The sequence below is a fragment of the Pseudomonas sp. lyk4-TYG-107 genome (assembly GCF_030209055.1).
Taxonomy (GTDB): Bacteria; Pseudomonadota; Gammaproteobacteria; order Pseudomonadales; family Pseudomonadaceae; genus Aquipseudomonas; species Aquipseudomonas putida_A.
On the sequence record NZ_JARVST010000019.1, the window covers coordinates 116,734 to 131,631 of the forward strand.

General features: G+C 61.3%; 13 protein-coding genes. All 13 read right to left on the bottom strand.

Features of this window, described 5'->3' with window-relative positions; translation table 11 throughout:
* Positions 1-2: 2 nt before the first annotated feature.
* On the bottom strand, positions 3-1,109 hold the full coding sequence (locus QRN61_RS15850) for an enoyl-CoA hydratase/isomerase family protein (RefSeq protein WP_150370540.1): 1,107 nt from the start codon (positions 1,107-1,109) through the stop codon (positions 3-5).
* Between the two features lie 254 nt (positions 1,110-1,363).
* Complete coding sequence (locus QRN61_RS15855) at positions 1,364-2,053, bottom strand: HPP family protein (protein WP_150370541.1); 690 nt, start codon at positions 2,051-2,053, stop codon at positions 1,364-1,366.
* Between the two features lie 154 nt (positions 2,054-2,207).
* Complete coding sequence (locus tag QRN61_RS15860) at positions 2,208-3,386, bottom strand: MFS transporter (RefSeq protein WP_027611958.1); 1,179 nt, start codon at positions 3,384-3,386, stop codon at positions 2,208-2,210.
* 142 nt (positions 3,387-3,528) lie between these two features.
* Complete coding sequence (locus QRN61_RS15865; RefSeq protein ID WP_115990575.1) at positions 3,529-4,047, bottom strand: GNAT family N-acetyltransferase; 519 nt, start codon at positions 4,045-4,047, stop codon at positions 3,529-3,531.
* An 80-nt stretch (positions 4,048-4,127) separates the two neighbouring features.
* Positions 4,128-5,726 carry an ArnT family glycosyltransferase gene (locus QRN61_RS15870; RefSeq protein WP_150370542.1) on the bottom strand — a complete coding sequence of 533 codons (1,599 nt, stop codon included), beginning with the start codon at positions 5,724-5,726 and terminating at the stop codon, positions 4,128-4,130.
* Positions 5,723-7,102, bottom strand: coding sequence for a UDP-glucose dehydrogenase family protein (locus QRN61_RS15875; protein ID WP_097089726.1), 1,380 nt, complete (start codon positions 7,100-7,102; stop codon positions 5,723-5,725). Before QRN61_RS15875 ends, QRN61_RS15870 begins: the two co-directional genes overlap by 4 nt.
* Positions 7,099-7,512 carry a 4-amino-4-deoxy-L-arabinose-phosphoundecaprenol flippase subunit ArnF gene (gene arnF, locus QRN61_RS15880; RefSeq protein ID WP_150370543.1) on the bottom strand — a complete coding sequence of 138 codons (414 nt, stop codon included), beginning with the start codon at positions 7,510-7,512 and terminating at the stop codon, positions 7,099-7,101. The genes QRN61_RS15875 and arnF overlap by 4 nt, the downstream gene beginning before the upstream one ends.
* Positions 7,509-7,853: a 4-amino-4-deoxy-L-arabinose-phosphoundecaprenol flippase subunit ArnE gene (gene arnE, locus QRN61_RS15885; RefSeq protein WP_027611953.1), complete on the bottom strand. Its 345-nt coding sequence runs from the start codon at positions 7,851-7,853 to the stop codon at positions 7,509-7,511. Before arnE ends, arnF begins: the two co-directional genes overlap by 4 nt.
* A complete protein-coding gene (arnT, locus tag QRN61_RS15890; RefSeq protein WP_096796056.1) occupies positions 7,850-9,499 on the bottom strand; it encodes a lipid IV(A) 4-amino-4-deoxy-L-arabinosyltransferase in 1,650 nt (549 codons plus the stop codon). The genes arnE and arnT overlap by 4 nt, the downstream gene beginning before the upstream one ends.
* Positions 9,496-10,380: a 4-deoxy-4-formamido-L-arabinose-phosphoundecaprenol deformylase gene (gene arnD, locus QRN61_RS15895; protein ID WP_150370544.1), complete on the bottom strand. Its 885-nt coding sequence runs from the start codon at positions 10,378-10,380 to the stop codon at positions 9,496-9,498. Before arnD ends, arnT begins: the two co-directional genes overlap by 4 nt.
* On the bottom strand, positions 10,380-12,371 hold the full coding sequence (gene arnA, locus QRN61_RS15900) for a bifunctional UDP-4-amino-4-deoxy-L-arabinose formyltransferase/UDP-glucuronic acid oxidase ArnA (RefSeq protein ID WP_150370545.1): 1,992 nt from the start codon (positions 12,369-12,371) through the stop codon (positions 10,380-10,382). The genes arnD and arnA overlap by 1 nt, the downstream gene beginning before the upstream one ends.
* Complete coding sequence (gene arnC / locus QRN61_RS15905; RefSeq protein WP_123586304.1) at positions 12,368-13,399, bottom strand: undecaprenyl-phosphate 4-deoxy-4-formamido-L-arabinose transferase; 1,032 nt, start codon at positions 13,397-13,399, stop codon at positions 12,368-12,370. Before arnC ends, arnA begins: the two co-directional genes overlap by 4 nt.
* Positions 13,396-14,544, bottom strand: a complete 1,149-nt coding sequence (gene arnB / locus QRN61_RS15910) for a UDP-4-amino-4-deoxy-L-arabinose aminotransferase (protein ID WP_103367174.1) — start codon at positions 14,542-14,544, stop codon at positions 13,396-13,398. The genes arnC and arnB overlap by 4 nt, the downstream gene beginning before the upstream one ends.
* Between the last annotated feature and the right edge of the window lie 354 nt (positions 14,545-14,898).

Genomic DNA, 14,898 nt, shown 5'->3' on the forward strand with positions numbered 1-14,898 from the left:
GCTCAGCTCCCGCTCTCAGTAAAACCGTGAAAGAAACTCGCGACATGCCCGGCGTCCAGCGCAGCAAGGGTCGGCGGGTTCCAGCGTGGTGTCTTGTCTTTGTCGATCAGCAGGGCGCGCACGCCCTCGATCAGGTCGCCGCGTTCGAACCACTGGCGATCCAGATGCAGTTCGAGGGCGAAACAGTGTTCCAGGCTCAGGTGCCGACCGCGACGGAGCATTTCCAGGGTCACGGCCATCGCCAGTGGCGAGCGGGTCTCCAGCAGGTCAGCGGTGCTCGTCGCCCACTCATGGCTGTCGGCGACGGTGACTGCGCGCAGTTGCTCGACAATGCTCGGCACGTCCGGCAGGGCGAAGAAATGGTCGATGGCCGGGCGCAGTTTCTCCAGCGGCGCATCGGCGAGGGTTTGCACGCCGTTTTTCGCCAGCAGGCCCTGCAGATCCTTGAGCGGCGTGTCGCGCCATTCCAGATGATCGAGTTGTTCGTCGAGGCTCGGCAATTTGCTGCTGTCGACAAACCAGTCGGCCAGCCCGCAGTACAACGCATCGGCCGCGCGAATCTGCACGCCGCTGACGCCTAGATAGATCCCCAGTTCACCAGGAATCCGCGAGAGGAAATAGCTGCCGCCGACATCGGGGAAATAACCGATCGCCACTTCCGGCATCGCCAGCCGGCTCTTTTCGGTGACCACCCGCAGATCGGCACCTTGGACAAGGCCCATGCCGCCGCCGAGGACGAAACCGTCCATCAAGGCCAGCACCGGTTTGCGGTAATGATGAAGCGTCAGGTCGAGGGCGTATTCCTCGACGAAGAAATCTTCGTGCAGCGTGTCGCCGCTTTTGAAGCTGTCGTACAGCGAACGGATATCGCCACCGGCGCAGAACGCCTTCTCACCGGCACCGCGCAGCACCACGGCGTGCACGCTGGCGTCAGTCGCCCAGGCATCGAGTTGCTGCTGCAACTGACGAACCATGTCGAGGGTGATGGCGTTGAGACCGGCGGGGCGGTTGAGGGTCAGGTGACCGATGTGATTGCGAACCTCGGCCAGCACTTCGTCTGGCGTGGCATCCATGGACGGCGTCCGCGGGGATGAAGCCTGAGCAGTCATCACTAACTCCCTGCTTTTATTGTCTTTATTCGAGAAGCTCGCGCGCGAGCGTTGACGGATCGTAACAGTGCAAATTTGCCGTGTACAACGGGGATATGTGCAGGGGGAGTTTGCGTTTTTGCAGCAGGTTGAGGATTGCTTTCGTGGCGAGGGAGCTTGCTCCCGCCGGGCTGCGAAGCGGCCCGACACGGCGAGTTTACGACTGCTGCGCAGCCGAGCGGGAGCAAGCTCCCTCGCCACAGAGATTCAGGTGCTTAACGGGTGAAAACTTCACCGATGCTGCGGCGTTTGGCGTGCAGCTCGCTGGCGTGGATCAGTTGTTCGAGGTCTTCGGGAGTGACGTCGATAAACGCTTCCATGTCGGCCAATGCCAGTTTCAAGTCCTCGGCGGTAATTGATTGGCTGTCGACGGGAGCCTGCGGCGGCGCTGGCTCGGCCGGGCGTTTCGGATAGCGGATGCGCGTCAGGTTGTTGTAGGCCAGCGCGCTGAGCAGCATGCAGGCGGCGGCGAGCATCACCGGTTCCATGGCTTTCCAGTCCATGGCGATGGTGGCCGGATCGGCCAGCACCAGCGTCAGCGCCAAGGCGCCGGCCGGTGGATGCAGGCAACGCAGCCAACACATCAGGATCAGTGCCATGCCCGCCGCCAGGCAGGCGCTGCCGAGGGTTCGGCCGAGGACGTGGGCCACCAGCAGCGCGACCACGCTGGCGCACAGGTAGCCGCCGATGATCGACCAGGGTTGCGCGAGGGCGCCCGATGAGACGGCAAACAGCAACACCGCTGAAGCGCCCAACGGCCCGATCAGGTGATACGCGACCTCAATGCCGAACACCTGACTGCACGCCCAGACGCTGAACAAGGTGCCCAGCGCCATGCCGATGGCGGCGCGGCTCCATTCGGTGGGGCGGGTGTTGATGGCGGCGGGCAACCAGCGAGCGAGCATGTGAATCGGGTCCTTGCAGTAAATTCGGGGCAAAAAAAAGGACTTGTCCGTTTCGGAAAGTCCTCGAAGCGTTCCAACTATTGGGGGAGGAACGCGCACAGTGTGCCGTGCAAAGTCGATGCTGACAAATTCATATAAATGCTGCTTCAGTGCATTATTTTTGAATTGTCGCCACGCGGCGTCCACTGACAAAACACAGATACCCACCCAGCCCCGCCAGAGCGCTCAGGGCGTAGAACATGCTCGGCGCCGGCGTGTGCATCAGCAGGAACCCGCACATCACCGGACTCAGCGCACCGCCCAGTGCCGCGAGGTTCTGCGCGCCGTAGTAACTGCCGCGCAGCTCTTCGGGAGCGAGGGTGTCGACGAAGAGGAAATCCGCCGGGTAAATGATCATCTCGCCGAGGGTGAAGATGAACATCGCCACGCACCAGCCGACCAGACTGTCGGCCATGCTGAAACCGATCAGGCCAACGATGAACAACGCGGTGCCGCCGGCAATCCAGAACCGCAGGTGCTCACGCTTGAGAAAGCGCCCGATCTGGTATTGCAGCAGGATCACCGTGATCGCGTTGCAGGCGAGCAGGGCGGCCATGGTGTCGAGGGTCTGCTCTTGCGTGTGGGTCACCAGCAGATACTGCGACAGGTACAGGGTGAAGCGCCCGTGAACCAGGGTGCTGAGCAGGCAGCCGAGGGTGAACAGGATCATCGTGCGGTCGTTTTTCAGGATGATCAGGGTGTTCAGGAAACTCTGTGGGGGGCTGGCCTGCGACTCCGGACTGGCCTCACGGGACACGCCCAGCAGCAGAAAAACGCTGCCAGCGGCAATCAGCCCCGCGACGATAAATGGCGCTGAAGGCTGAACCCCGGCAATCACCACGCCGATCATCGGGCCGACGGCGTAGCCGATATTCGTCAGCGTGTAGTTCAGCGAAAACGCCTTGACCCGCTGGCCGACCGGCAGGTTTTCACTGAGCATCGCTTTGGAACAGATCAGGAACAGCGCCGACGCCGTTTCACTGATGATCAGCACCAGCGTGACCAGATACAGATTCTGCGCGAAGGTCAGCAGCATCAGGCCGACACCGCTGGAAAGCATGGTCAGGATCAATAGTTGGCGCTTGTCGAGTCGATCGATGATGTAGCCGCCGTACAGCGACAACAGCGTGGCACTGAACACGGCGATGCCCAACAGCAGACCGACATCCTGTGGGTTGAGGCCCAGTTTGTTGCTGAGAAACAAGGTCAGCAGCGGGCTGATCAGGGCACGGCTGATGACGATGCTCAGCGAAGTGATCATCAGTCGGCGGATCAGGCGGGAGTAGGTGGCCACGGCAGTGCAAATGTCCTTATTTTTATGATGAGAAACCTTGTGGGAGCGAGCCTGCTCGCGAATACCGAGTGTCAGGCGCCAACCCAGTTGACTGACAGGACGCTATCGCGAGCAGGCTCGCTCCTACAAGGGATTTGTCCTGTCAGGGCAATATCAGGTGCATGGCGCAGCGTCGCTCGGCGGCAAAGCCATGCTCGATTTCTTTCTGCAGAGCATCGAGCAAATGCGCTGCGTGCTCACCGGGTGCGACTTCCACAAACCCCATCCGCTGATAAAACGGCGCATTCCACGGCACGTCGCGAAACGTGGTCAGGGTCACGGCGCGCATTTGCTCACGGCGGGCATGTTCAATCGTGGCCAGCAGCAGTTGACGGCCCACGCCTTGACCCTGAAACGCGAGGCTGACCGACAGTTCTTCAATGTGCAGTTGGTTGTCGAAATCCAGCGCGCGGATAAACCCTGCGAGTTGCGCCGAGGTGTTTTCGGCGACCCAGACGTAGGCATTGTCGATGGCTTGGCGGTGTTGCGCGGCGCTTGCCACGTCGGTGTCGGCAAGCCAGGCGAGGGTCGGATCTGTGCGAAACAGCTCGGCGGCCGAGCGTTCGATGGCGGGGAGGGCGGCGGCATCATTCTGCCGCGCCCGGCGTACAACAAAACTCATGGTAAACAGTCCCTGTAGAAGCTGCCGCAGGCTGCGATCTTTTTCCTGAAAGCGCAAAAGATCGCAGCCTCAATCAGTTCCTACAAGGGCTTCAGATACAACAGCACGTAATCGTTCTTGTCGAAACGCCCGGTCAGCACCGGTTGCAGGCTGGCCAGCGAGGTACCTTGCAGCGATTGCAGGTCCTTGCTGTCCATTATCAGCCAGGCCGGGGCTTTGAGGGCTTCGAGTTGCTGCACCGTTTCGGTGAACTGCGGTTGCAGATCCTGCTCGACGTTGACCATGAACTTGATCGCCTTGGCGTCTTTGCCCATGCCGTGCAGCACCAGCGGGGCCGGGTTCTGCTGCACCTGCGCGAAGGCAGCACGACTGAACGCCTGCGTGTCGTACAGACGTCGCTCCACCGGTTCGAACACCGCGGCATACACCGTCCACAAGGCTAACACCGAGCACAGCGCCAACACTTCGGCGCGCCGGCGCGGCATCAACAGGCGCGACAGTGCGAGCAATTGCAGAACGCCGAGTACGATCAGCACCAGAGTGATGCCGTCGAGTTGCTCGGGAAAGCGGCGTTTGGCAACCAGCAGGGCCACCATCAACAGCCCCGGCGTCACCAGCCAGATACATTGAATCACCCCACGCAATACACGGAACACCCGACCGTGCAGCACCTGAAACGGGTATGCGGCGATGATCGCCGCCATCGGCAACATCGGCAGCAGGTAACGCGCCTTCTTCGCCTGTGGAATCGACAAGCCGACCATGACGATCAGCCCGGCGGCGGCGCAATATTGCACCAGACGCAACGCTGGCCCGCGCTGATGCGGTTTGCTCAGCCAGGTCGCGGCCAACGCCAGGATCGCCAGCGGATACGCCAGTGCGTAATTGCCCATCGAGCTGGTGAAGTAATACAGCGAACCGCTGACGCCTTCGCTGCCGTCCATGCGCCCCATGAACTGCATACGAATCACGTCTTGCAGGAAGGCTTCGCCACCGCTGAGTTTCGCCAGCCACAACAGCAGGCTGACACACGCTGCGAGTAACACAGAAGCGATCACGCCGAACACGAAGAGGCGTTTCCACTCACGGTTGAGCAGGTAGTAACTGCAGAGCATGCCGGTCGGTACCACCAGGCCGATAGGCCCGCGAATCCCGAAGCCCAGCAACAACAGGACAAAGATCAGCGGCCAGCGCCGGCGCGAGCCGAAGTGGTCGTGCGCATAGCCCAGATAAAACACCGACAGCGCCACGGCGGCGAGCATCAGGTCTTGCGACACCGCGCGCACTTCGGTGACGAAGGTGCTGGTGAGCATCAACAGCGCGATGCTGATCAGGGCCCAGCGCTGCGAATGCACCGCCAGCAAGCGATACATCAACGTCACGATCACGCCGCCGGCAATCGCGCTCGGCAGCCATGCCGTCAGGGTGTTGACCGCGCCGAAGGGCAAAGACAACAACCAGATGAACAGCGTCGAAAGCGCCGAATAGTCGGCGTACGGCTCACCGTAAGTGGTCGGGAATACCGTTGGCCCGTGTCGCAACATTTCCTGGGCAAACAGTACGAAACGTGAATCGAAGCCAATGGGAGCCTGTCCGTAAACCCCGGCGATGAACAGCAACAGCGCCAGCAGCCCTGCGATCAGGGACTGCCGGCGGATGACAGGCGACAACGTGATCAAGCGACGTCCGCTTTGTCAGACCATTGCTGCAGCGGCATCGGCAGTTTGCGCGAGTCGCCACGGCCGATCGGGAAGTACTTGAAGCCGTTGCGTGCCAGACGCTCGGCGTCGTACAGGTTGCGGCCGTCGAAGATCACCGGGGCTTTCAGGCGTTGCTCGATCAGGTCGAAGTCCGGCGCCTTGAACTGCTGCCATTCGGTGCAGATGATCAGCGCATCGGAACCCGCCAGCACCGATTCCGGGGTGCCCATCAGCATCAGTTTTTCTTCGTTCGGATACAGATGCTGGGTTTCCTGCATCGCTTCCGGGTCGAACGCGCGAACGCTGGCGCCAGCAGCGAACAACGAATCGAGCAGGACACGGCTCGGCGCGTCGCGCATGTCGTCGGTGTTTGGCTTGAACGCCAGGCCCCACAGGGCAAAGGTCTTGCCGCGCAGGTCACCCTTGTAGAACGCGTTGATACGGTCGAACAGCTTGTGCTTCTGCCGCTCGTTGATCGCCTCGACCGCTTGCAGCAGGTCACTGGAGCAGTGTGCCTGCTCGGCGCTGTGGATCAGCGCGCGCATGTCTTTCGGGAAGCACGAGCCACCATAACCGCAGCCCGGGTAGATGAAGTGGTAACCGATGCGCGTGTCGGCACCGATGCCCTGACGCACCGACTCGATGTCGGCGCCCAGGTGTTCGGCCAGTTCGGCAATCTGGTTGATGAAGCTGATCTTGGTCGCCAGCATGCAGTTGGCGGCGTATTTGGTCAGCTCGGCGCTGCGCAGGTCCATGAACATGATGCGGTCATGGTTGCGGTTGAACGGCGAGTACAGGTCGCGCATCACATCTTGCACTTCGTCACCTTCGCAGCCGATGACGATGCGGTCCGGACGACGGCAGTCGGACACCGCCGAACCTTCCTTGAGGAATTCCGGGTTGGAGACGATATCGAACTGCAGCTCACGACCGGCCTTGTCCAGCGCGGCCTGAATGTGCGCACGCAGGGTGTCGCCGGTGCCGACCGGTACGGTGGATTTCTCCACCAGGATCAGCGGCTGCTCACGATGGCGCGCCACGGCGTCACCCACCGACAGCACGTATTTCAGATCGGCCGAACCGTCTTCACTGGACGGTGTGCCCACGGCGATGAACGCAACGCGACCGTGTTGTACGGCGAGTTTTTCATCGGAAGTGAAATGCAGGCGGCCGGAGTCCAGGCCTTCGCGCACCAAGCTCGACAGGCCCGGTTCGAAGATGCTGACGTGACCCTGGCGCAGCAGTTCGACTTTCTTCTGATCGATGTCCATGCACACGACGTCGTGACCGACTTCGGCCAACACGGCGGCCTGCACCAGGCCAACATAACCGCTACCAAATACTGTGATTTTCATGGAGCACTCCTGAATTCGGGCGCACGAGACGGACGAGTGTTAATAGTGATGACCCCGAGCATGACCAGTGCCACGCCCAGCGATTTAGTGAAACTGAACGATTCGTTGAACAGCGGCAGACTGGCCGCCAGCAGGTACACCAGCGCGTAGCTGATGCTCAATAGTGAATAAGCCCGGCCCAGCGGCAGATCGCGCAAGGCCGCGAGCCAGCAGAGCATCGACAGGGCGTAGGCGAAAATCGCCGCCACCACCACGGCCAGTGCCGACAGATCGACACTGCCGGTGCTCAGCGCCGTCAGCCATTGTTCCGGTTGTGGCAGGCGCGTCATGCTCCAGCGCATGCCCAGTTGGGCGCCACTGACCAGCATTACGCTGCCCAGAGCAAAACCGATTCCACGCGCCTGTTTCATGACTGTTGCCCCAGCAAAACCACGCCGCCGATCACCAGCGCCACGCCCAGCCAATGCTGGCGGTCGATGGGCTCGCGAAAGACGAAGCGGGCAATCAGGGTGATCAGCACGAAGTTGAGGCTGAGCATCGGGTAAGCGATGCCCACTTCAAGACGTTGCAACACCAGCAGCCAGACCAGCAGCCCGCTGCCGAGAGCAAACAGCGCCAGCCACAACCATGGCGAACGCAGTTTGTCGGCCCAGGACGAATCAACGCCGCGCCAGCTCTCCACGGCGAATTTCTGCGCGACTTGCCCCAGGCACGTCAGCAGACACGCCGTCAGTAACAGCAACCAACTCATGACGGATCCTTGGGCAGCACCATGATCACCAGATTGCCCGACTCATAACGGGTACCGTCCTTGGGCAGCAGGTCCAGCTCTTCGAGCTCGTCCTGACCCTTGACACGCATCAGCACGCCGACCGAGCCGCTGCGGCGCGCTTCACGTACCCATTGTTGAACGTTGTCCTTGGTGAGTCGGCGCTCGGCGCCTTCCGGGTAGGACAGACCGTATTTGAGTTCGCCGACCGTGTTGTACAGCGCGACCTCTGGTTGTTTCATGCGCCAGGCCAGCGCTGCCGCCGCACCCAGATCATTGCTCAGCAGATGCGTGGCGCCGGACAGCTCGGTGACGTGGTGCCGGATGAACTGATCCGGGGTTTTGTTGGCCACCACCGACTTGGGCAACGCCGCCGGCAGGATCCCGGCCAGCAACAGACTGCCCAGCGCCGGTGCCGCCCAGCACTGCAACGGCAGGAACGCTTGCGCCAGGTTGGCGATGATCCAGCCGATCAGGGCGATGAACACCAGTACCAGGCTGTGCAGTTCGTGGTCGTACACCGGTTTGTTCAATTGCAGGTAAACCAGTGCGATCAGCGTGACCACACCCAGCAACAGGTTCAGCAGGCCGTTGATACCCAGCGCCCGACCTTGTTCCAGACGCAGACGATCAGCCAGCGCATTGCCCAGCAGCAGTGCCAATGGCAACAGGCACGGCAGAATGTAGGTCGGCAGCTTGCCGTTGCTCAGGCTGAAAAAGCCCAGCGGCAGCCACAACCACAACAACAGAAAGACCATGTTCGGCTGGGCCCGGGTTTGCCAGGCTTGCTTGAACGCGGTCGGCAACAGGCCAACCCACGGCAGACTGAACGCCACCAGCAGCGGCAGGTAGAACCACCACGGTGCATCGTGCTGCGCATCGTCACCGGCAAAGCGGCGGATGTGTTCGTGCCAGAAGAAGAACCGCCAGTAATCCGGTTCCTGTGCGTGCACCGCCAGCGCCCACGGCAAGCTGACGATGATCGCGATGGCGATCGCCACCGGGCCGAACACCAGCAGTTCGCGCCAGCGTTTTTGCCAAAGCATCCACGGCAACGCGATCAGTACCGGCAGCAACCAGGCGAGAAAGCCCTTGGTCATGAAACCCATGCCGCAGGCCAGCCCCAGCAGCGCCCAGGCGCCCAGACGGTGCCCGGTGCTTTTGCTGTCGAGCGCAAACCACAGCGCCACCAGGCTCAGGTTGACCCAGAAGGTGAATTGCGGATCGAGGTTGGCGTACCCGGCCTGACCGGCGACGACTGTAAAGCTCATGTAGAGCAGGGCGCAGATGAAGCTCTTGCGCGGATCGTTCCATAACCTGCGCGCGACCAGGTAGGCCAGCAGCACACTCAAAGCCGTGCTGAGGGCCGAGGCGAAGCGTACGCCGAACAGGTTTTGTCCGAACAGTTCCTGGCCGATGGCGATCATCCAGTAGCCGGCAATCGGTTTCTCGAAATACCGCAGCCCCATGAAATGCGGCGACACCCAGTTGCCACTGAGCAGCATGTCCTGGCTGATCTGTGCGTAACGGGTTTCGTCGGGGATCCACAGGCCATGGGTGCTCAACGGCAACAGATAGGCCAGCAGACAGAGGCCGACCAACAGTGGCAGTGCCCAGCGTCTGGTCATGCGCCTTGCACTCCCAGCCAGCCTTCACGGCCTTCGAGCACACCGCGTTGCACGCGGCCCACGGGCAGGGTGTTGAAAAACTCGGGCAACAAGTCGCCCAAGGGTTTGAAGTCAATGTGGCGCTGGCGTGCATCGGCCAGCAATTGACGAAAGTCCTGAGCCATCAGAATCCCTTCTACTTCGGCATGAATGGTGTAGACGTTAAGTGCTTGCGACTGGAACCGGTCGAGGATAAAGGAGTTGAAGTCCTTCGCCGCCACGTGCGGGCCGACGACTTCGTCGAAGGTCGGCAGGTCCACCGGAATCTGCGGAGTCCCCAGCGAACCGTCCGCCAGCAGCGGACGGAACAGGCTCTGCCCGCGACAATCGCTGTTGTAGCGAAAGCCGAAGGCCTGTTTGGCCTCGATCACGCGCTCGTCCGCACGCCAACCGGCGGCGGCCGAACACTGGATCTTTTCGCCGAGGATGTCGCTCAACGTGTCGACGCCCTGACGAATCTGTTCGATCAGTTGGGCATCGCTCCAACGCCCAGCGTTGGCCTGCCAGCCATGGTGATCCCAGGCGTGCAGGCCGACTTCGTGACCGGCGTCCCGGGCCTGACGCATCAGGTGCCCGAGATCACGGCCAATCGGTTTGCCGGGCCAGGCAGTGCCGGCCAGCAAAATGTCCCAGCCGTAGAGGCCGGCAGCGTTGGAGCGCAGCATTTTCCAGAGGAACTGCGGGCGGATCAGGCGCCACAGATGCCGACCCATGTTGTCCGGGCCGACACTGAAGAAAAACGTTGCCTTGACCTGCGCCTCGTCGAGCATCTCCAGCAGCCGCGGCACACCCTCTCGGGTGCCACGGTAGGTGTCGACATCGATACGAAGACCTGCCTGCATTACTTCTTGTCCGCGATTTCGAGCATGGCTTCACGCAGGAAGAAGTCCAGGGTGTTGCCGATGGTCTCGCGCATTTCCACGGTCGGCTCCCAGTTCAGCAGGCGCTTGGCGTTGGCGATGCTTGGCTTGCGGTGTTCCACGTCCTGGTAACCGGCACCGTAGAACGCCTTGCTTTCCACGTCGCGGAAACCGGCGAACGGCGGGAAGTTGTGGCGCAGCGGGTGCGCTTCGAACTGACGCAACAGCTCTTCGCCCAGTTGACGGATGCTGGCTTCGTTGTCCGGGTTGCCGATGTTGATGATCTGGCCGTTGCACACGTCGTTGTCGTTGTCGATGATGCGCGCCAGTGCCTCGACGCCGTCAGCGATGTCGGTGAAGCAACGCTTCTGCTCGCCACCGTCGAACAGACGGATCGGCGTGCCTTCCACCAGGTTGAGGATCAGTTGGGTGATGGCGCGGGAGCTGCCGATACGGGCCGAATCCAGACGGTCCAGACGCGGGCCCATCCAGTTGAACGGACGGAACAGGGTGAAGTTCAGGCCCTTGGCGCCGTAAGCCCAGATCACGCGGTCCAGCAGTTGTTTGGAGACCGAGTAGATCCAGCGCTGCTTGTTGATCGGGCCAACGATCAGGTTCGAGCTGTCTTCGTCGAAGTTCTTGTCCTGGCACATGCCATAGACTTCCGAAGTCGACGGGAAAATCACGCGCTTGTTGTACTTGACGCAGTAGCGAACCAGTTTCAGGTTCTCTTCGAAGTCCAGCTCGAATACGCGCAGCGGGTTGCGGGTGTATTCGATCGGGGTGGCGATGGCCACCAGCGGCAGGACCACGTCGCACTTCTTGATGTGGTACTCGATCCACTCGGAGTGAATGCTGATGTCGCCTTCGACGAAGTGGAAGTTCGGGTGGCTGCGCAGACGGTCGATGGCGTCGGAGCCAATGTCCAGACCGTAGACTTCGTAGCGGTCGTCACGCAGCAGGCGCTCGGACAGGTGGTTACCGATGAAGCCGTTGACACCGAGGATCAGCACACGAGTGCGACGTGGCGCACGACCGGATTCGGCGCCGCGCAGCAGCGAGCCATCGACCAGACCCAGTTCATTGGCCAGTTGCGGGCCGCTGAGGTACAGGCCGTTGTCGTTGCGCTGACCGGCGTTGATCACCAGCGAGTCCTGACCGCAGGCAATGCGCAGCGGATCGACGCTGATCACGCGGCCTGGCGCCTGGCCTTCGTTGCCCTTGACGACTTCAGCGCTCCAGACGATCAGTTTGTGTTCGCCCACGGCGCAGAACGCGCCCGGGTAAGGACGGGTGACGGCGCGCACCAGGTTGAACAGTTCTTCCGCCGGTTTGGCCCAGACCAGTTTGCCGTCCGCCGGGGTGCGACGACCGAACACGGTGGCTTTCGATTCGTCCTGTGGGGTTTCAGTGATCTTGCCTTGCAGCATGTTCGGCAGGGTGTCGCGCAGCAGATCGCTCGCGGCGGTGCGCAGTTTGGCGTGCAGGGTCAGGCCGGTGTCGCTGCGGTCGATGGCAACGCGCTGCTGGGCAACGATGGCGCCGGCATCAGCGCGCTTGACCATGCGGTGCAGGGTAACGCCGGTTTCGGTTTCGCCGTTGACCAGCACCCAGTTCGCCGGAGCGCGGCCGCGATAGCGTGGCAGCAGCGAACCGTGCAGGTTGAACGCGCCTTTTTTGGCCAGGGCCAGCAGTGGTTCGCTCAGCAGATTGCGGTAGTAGAAGGAGAAAATGTACTCCGGGTCCAGCTTGGCGATGCGCTCGATCCACAGCGGGTGGTTGGCGTCTTCCGGGGCGTGCACCGGGATGCCTTTGTTGGCGCACAGCTGTGCAACCGAGGCATAGAACGCGTTTTCTTTCGGATCATCGGCGTGAGTGAACACTGCTGAAATGTCATAGCCGCTGTTGAGCAGGGCTTCAATGCCGGCGCAGCCAATATCGTGGTAAGCGAAGACAACAGTTTTTGCACTCATGAGAGAACCTGATCGGAAGTGGAAGAAGTAGCGGTAGAAGAAAGACCATCAACGGTGACGGCAGGGGCCGGAGCGGCCGGCTGGCTGCGCAACACCTTTTCGATGAAGAAACGTGGACGGGCGCGCACATCGCTGTACATGCGGCCGAGGTATTCACCCAGCAGGCCCATGCCGATGAATTGGCCACCGGTGAACACGAACAGCACGGCGAACAGCACGAACATGCCGTCACCGGCCCAACCGGCACCGAAGGCCAGACGCAAGACAATCAACGCAATCGCGAACAGCACGCCCAAGCCGGCCATGGCGAAGCCGACGATGCTCAGCAAGCGCAGCGGGGTGGTGGTCATGCAGGTGACCAGATCGAACATCAGGTTGATCAGGCGCATTGGGCTGTATTTCGAGTCGCCGTGTTCACGCTCGGCGTGGGCCACGACGATTTCGGTGGTGTGACGGGCGAAGCTGTTGGCCAGGATCGGGATGAACGTGCTGCGTTCGCGGCAGGCGAGCATCGCGTCGATGATGGTGCGGCGGTAGGCGCGCAGCATGCAGCCGTAGTCGCTCATGGCGACGCCGGTGGAGCGTTGCACGGCGAGGTTGATCAGCTTCGACGGGTAGCGGCGCAGCGCCGAGTCCTGACGATTGCCGCGCACGGTGCCGACCACGTCGTAACCTTTTTCGGCCTCGGCCACCAGCCGGGGGATTTCTTCCGGCGGGTTCTGCAGATCGGCGTCGAGGGTGATCACCACGTCGCCCTTGCACTGTTCGAAACCGGCCATGATCGCGGCGTGCTGACCATAGTTGCGGTTGAGAATGACCGCCACGAACGGGCTGTTTTCACGCCCGGCGGCTTCTTCGAGCATGTTCGCCGATTCGTCGCGGCTGCCGTCGTCGACCAGCACGATTTCAAAATCGTGGTGCAATTGGCGGCAGGCCGCCTCGGTACGACGCAGCAGCTCGGGCAGGCTTTCCTGTTCGTTGTAGACCGGGATGACGATCGACACGCTACGGATTGGATAAGGTTTCACAGGCGTTTTTCCATGATTTGAGCGATGGCACCGACCACCCGGTCAAGGTCTTGACCGGTCATGTCGGGGAACAGCGGAATCGAGCACAGCCGCGCCGAGTTCCATTCGGTGTTGGGCAGGTACAGGTCGGGGTCACGCTGGCGATACCAGGTGTGCAGGTGGGTGGCGATGAAATGGATACCGGTGCCGATGCCCTGATCCTGCAACGCCTTCATGAAGGCTTCGCGATCCATGCCGCAACGCTCGCTGTCGATGCGCAGGATGAACAGGTGCCAGGCGTGTTGCTGGGCATAGGCGGGCAGGGCCAGCGGTTGCACCGGCAGGCCTTCGAACTTTTGCAGGTAGCTGGTGGCCAGCTCGGTGCGCCGGGCGTTGATTTCGTCCAGACGTTGCAGCTGCACCAGGGCAATCGCGGCGTTGATGTCGGCCAGGTTGTACTTGAAGCCCGGTTCCATCACTTGCGCCTGCGGCTTGCGGCCACCGGTCAGACGGTCATAGGCGTCAACGCCCAGGCCGTGGAATTTGAGCATGCGCACGCGGCTGGCGAGGGCTTCGTCGTCGGTGACGAACATCGCGCCTTCGGCACAAGTCATGTTCTTGATCGCATGGAACGAGAAGATCGCCGTGCCTTGCGAACCGACGTGGCGCCCCTTGTAGCGGGTGCCGGCGGCGTGGGCGGCGTCTTCGATGACCGGGATGCCGTGCTTGTCGGCCAGGGCATACAGCGGATCGAGATCGAATGCAGCGCCGGCATAGTGCACCGGAATGATTGCCTTGGTTCGCGGGGTGATGGCCGCTTCGATGCGCGCAGCGTCGGTCATCAGCGTGTCCCGGTCGACATCGACAAACACCGGTTTGGCGCCCAGCAGGGAGATCATGTTGGCGGTCGAGACCCAGGTCTGCGACGGGGTGATGACTTCGTCGCCCGGGCCGATGCCCAGCGCCAGCAGCGTGATGTGCATGCCGCCGGTGGCCGAAGACAAGGCCACCGCGTGTTTGCAACCCACGTACTGCGCAAACTGCTCTTCGAGTGCCTGGTTTTTCGGCCCCGTGGTGATCCAGCCCGAGCGCAACACCTGCTCGACAGCGGCAATTTCCTCATCGCCAATACTTGGGCGGGAGAAGGGGAGAAACGCCTGACTCATGGGCACCTCATTACAAAAAAAATAAAGGATGGATTCACGCGGTTATTGGATCCAGCCTCAGCGTAGACACAGAAAAGCGCTCTTGCATCAATAACTTGGCAAAAAAAGCATGACGTCGGGGATTTATTGACTTTTCACGATTTGCCCGGCAGGTTGGGGCATAGCCACTACCGAACCTATGGGAATTAAGGTTATGCCGGTTTTTGTGAAAGGAACATGAAAAACCGGTTGGCGAATCGTTTATCTGTCACTTATACAGCCGCTGTTCAGGCTTCTGCCGTCCATCGCAGTTTTTTGTCGGACAGTGCCGCTCAAGTACCTTCTTTACTTCAAGTACATTGCATTTGTTAGTTG